At 42.0% G+C, this 3520-nt stretch carries 3 protein-coding genes; all 3 read right to left on the reverse strand.

Annotation, left to right across the window (positions count from 1 at the left end; all coding sequences use genetic code 11):
• Positions 1 to 90 precede the first annotated feature (90 nt).
• Positions 91 to 783 carry an RNA polymerase sporulation sigma factor SigK gene (sigK, locus tag ACR0P9_RS09365; protein WP_432619497.1) on the reverse strand — a complete coding sequence of 231 codons (693 nt, stop codon included), beginning with the start codon at positions 781 to 783 and terminating at the stop codon, positions 91 to 93.
• Positions 784 to 888: 105 nt separating this feature from the next.
• Positions 889 to 2478, reverse strand: coding sequence for an AAA family ATPase (locus tag ACR0P9_RS09370; protein ID WP_432619499.1), 1590 nt, complete (start codon positions 2476 to 2478; stop codon positions 889 to 891).
• A 213-nt stretch (positions 2479 to 2691) separates the two neighbouring features.
• Positions 2692 to 3520, reverse strand: an 829-nt coding sequence (locus ACR0P9_RS09375) for a hypothetical protein (protein WP_432619501.1), incomplete at its 5' end; no start/stop codon positions are given.

Below are 3520 nucleotides of genomic sequence, written 5' to 3' on the forward strand. Positions count from 1 at the left end.
CAAAAAAGAAAATATGTTTCATATCAAATCTCCTGTTTGATAATATAAGACTTGATATGAGTGTATCAGATTTTATCTGTTCCTGCAAGTTTAGAGCTGAGATTCTAAGGTGCGGCGCAGTTTGAGCAGAGCCTTTTTTTCAATACGAGAGATGTATGAACGGGAGATCGCATATTGTTTGGCGGTCTCGCGTTGGGTGAGCGGCGGTTGACCAGTCAGACCATAACGCAGACGAATAATTTCTCGTTCTCGCGGCTCCAAGGTTTGCATTGCACGAAACAGAAGCTGGCCTTGATCGCTGTTATCTACTTGCTCTAAGCCGTGGTCATGGCTGGATAAGACGTCCATCAGAGACAAAGAACTGCCGTCACCGTCTTGCTCCATCGGTTCATCCAGAGAAATATCTCCGGCATATTTTTTGACTGCACGGAAGTGCATGAGGATTTCATTTTCAATACAACGAGAAACATACGTGGCAAGGCGCACGTTTTTATCCGGATCAAACGTAGAGACGCCTTTAATGAGTCCGATGGTGCCGATAGAAATCAAATCATCGGTGTCTGAAGAAGCAGCATAATATTTTTTGACGATATGTGCGACAAGACGAAGATTGTGTTCAATGAGCATTTCACGGGCCTGTGTATCACCGTTTCGCATGGCTGCAATACAGGCAGCTTCCTGCTCGGCACTGAGCGGGCGGGGAAACGAGCCGGAGGGAGAGGAAACACGCAGAATACAAAAGGCAGCACCACAAATCAGTGCCGTTGTGAGGGAAATCAGCATACAATCACCTTCCATTTCGGAATGCTTTAGCATATGCTGAGAAAAGTTGTCTGGTGCATTGCTGGTAAAAAAATCATTGGCTCTGCAAAAAAGAAGAGGATACGATCATTCTTTGTCGTACTTTTCAATCAAACACTGATGTTCTTTGCTGTCCTTTTTATAGTTGATTGCAACAAGTAAAATATTTCCGGTGTACTCTAGAATGGAAGTGGGGTATTTTTTCTCCTTTATTTGCTGCATGGCGGTTTGCGCATTTTGATTCCATTTTAATTCTACAACGAGAGCTGGATAATCGGATTTGTATTCCGGCTTTGGAATAAACACAAAATCAGCAAATCCACGTCCGGTTGGCAGTTCACGAATCGGCTTAAAATAATATTGCATGGCACTCAAATAAGCGATTGCCAATACACTGCTCAATGAATTTTCATTATGATATTGAATCACTGAAACATATTCATTGTGAATTTTTTCTATTTGCGAAGCAACGGCTGAACCATCTAAATCCAGTGTGGCGTCAAGTAGTTTTTCAGATTCCTGTTGAAATAGAAGCATCTCGTTCCACGGCTGACATGCAACAGCGGTCGTCAATTCCTGACGGATTTCTTCATTCGGAATAAAAGCCGTTTTATTCGCCTGATTATAACTCAAGTATCCTAGATGAATCATATAGGTTAGGACGTCATCTTTGCTTTGAATGTTTATTGTGTCGTTTTTGAATGTCGCTGTATTGACTTTGACAGATCCACCAGAGAGCATTTCAATAATGGCAGTTTTTAATCCATCATAATTTCGGTTAATAAGAGGGACAATGGCTTCATACGAAGCAGTTTCAGACCAATAGCTCTTAAATTCACGTTTTAACATTACGCTGACAACGGCTCTTGGATTGTAAACAGAATGAGAATTCAGTTGATACCCATCATACCATCGTTTTACTTCATCAAAATTCTGTTGGTATTTTTGGGATAGCTTTTGTACTTCTGTTTCGGTAAAGCCGATGTATGGAGCCAGCGCACTTGCACTCAACATGGTAAACTCATCAAAATTATTCAGCGCTGATTGGGTTGTTTCCTTTTTTATGGGAAGAATACCGGTAAGGTAGGCGAGCTGAATATATTTTGTTGGTTCTGTTCCCTTAAACAATCCTCTCAAAAAGTGAATATATTTATCCTGTGCTTTTTGATTGGTAGCTGCATCACGAATTAAAACATCCCATTCATCAATGATGATAATAAACTTTTGACCAGTCTTTTCTCGAACTCTTGACAGAGCATCCGGCAAATAAACAACATCAGAAGATAAAATGTCAGGATAAATTTCTCGCAATTCATCCAATACACTTTGCGTGATACATGGCACAACAGTTTCAGCATCATCACAGTTTGCCAAAAACCATTGGATGTCTATATGAATCGCATCATATTGATTGATATGTTTCTTAAAATCAGGACTTTTACTGATTTCAAGTCCTGAAAACATGGACTCGGATTTGGCACCCTTGCTGTAATATGCAGTGAGCATGTTTGCTGTATATGATTTTCCAAATCTTCGCGGACGGCTATTGCAGATGTACGCATCTGTCGTGCCAAGAACACTGTTTGTATATTGAAGCAAGCCGGTTTTGTCCACATATATTTTAGAATTCAACGCAACCTGAAATGCACTGTTGTCAGGATTTACAAATCTTCCCATACACGAGACTCCCTTCTGACGTGATGTTCCTTTTATTTTGATTTTATCATTGAATAGAAGAATTAGCAAGCTGATGGCTCTGATTTAACATGTGTTGAAAGATATACAGAAGTTGTCTGGTGCATTGCTGATAAAAAAACAACCAGCTCCGCGTTTTTTTGCGGAGCTGGTTGCTCTCAAGAGAAGTATTGGAAAAGGTGGTTTTTCGTATGATTAATGCAGAGCAGCAGCTTCATTCTTGTACTTGATGAAGGTAGAAGAACCATTCAATACGAAGTACAGAACAGTGAGGATGATTGCTACTGTTTTGTAGGTTGCAATTGCCATGCCGCCAGCGTATGTGACGATTGCGGAAATAACCATTGCTGCGAGCAGAATATAAGCAACTGTGGAAAGAATCTTCGGGAGACCGGAAGCAACTTCCGGCTTGTCAGCACCAGCTGCCATTTCTTTCTCTGCTTCTTCGTCAACCAGAGCCTTCAGCTCTTTCTGGAACTGTGCTTCTTCTGCTTCTTCCTTGCTGTAATCACCGCGAGCGCCCATGACACCGGCAAGAATGGTGTACAGAACAGCGGAGATAATCCATTCCGGAATGAAGATGAAGTTACGGTGCAGCAGACCGGTTTCTCTCATGGCAACAACGAACAGAATGCTGACTGCCCAAGTAATAATTGCTGCCCAGTTGATATTCTTTTCCTTGTACATTGCCCAGAAACGAGTATAGCCAATTTTTGGGAACAGAAAGTGCTCAACAATACAGATTGCACCAACACCGACAACTGCCCAACCAAGCATAGCAACGATGTCGCCAATATTTGTCATAGCTGGGAAGCAAGCCAAGATTGTCATGATGATACCAATGATATACGTGACATGTTTCTGCTTCATGTTTGGCAGAAGGGTATTCAGGGAAAGAGAGCAGCGATAAATGGTTGGATTTGCGGTTGTCCAACCGGCAATCACAACGGCACAAATACCAGCGAGACCTAATACGGTGTTGGTCACTGCGCCGGAGTCCAGCGTAGTCAGAGACAGACGCAGA

Origin of the sequence: Butyricicoccus sp. (genome assembly GCF_050872565.1) — a bacterium.
Lineage (GTDB): Bacteria > Bacillota > Clostridia > Oscillospirales > Butyricicoccaceae > Butyricicoccus_A.

What these genes read in the sequence shown, in the direction of transcription:
- sigK (WP_432619497.1), bottom strand. Translation starts at nt 783, where the DNA reads ATGCTGATTTCCCTCACAACGGCACTGATTTGTGGTGCTGCCTTTTGT.
- ACR0P9_RS09370 (WP_432619499.1), bottom strand. Translation starts at nt 2,478, where the DNA reads ATGGGAAGATTTGTAAATCCTGACAACAGTGCATTTCAGGTTGCGTTG.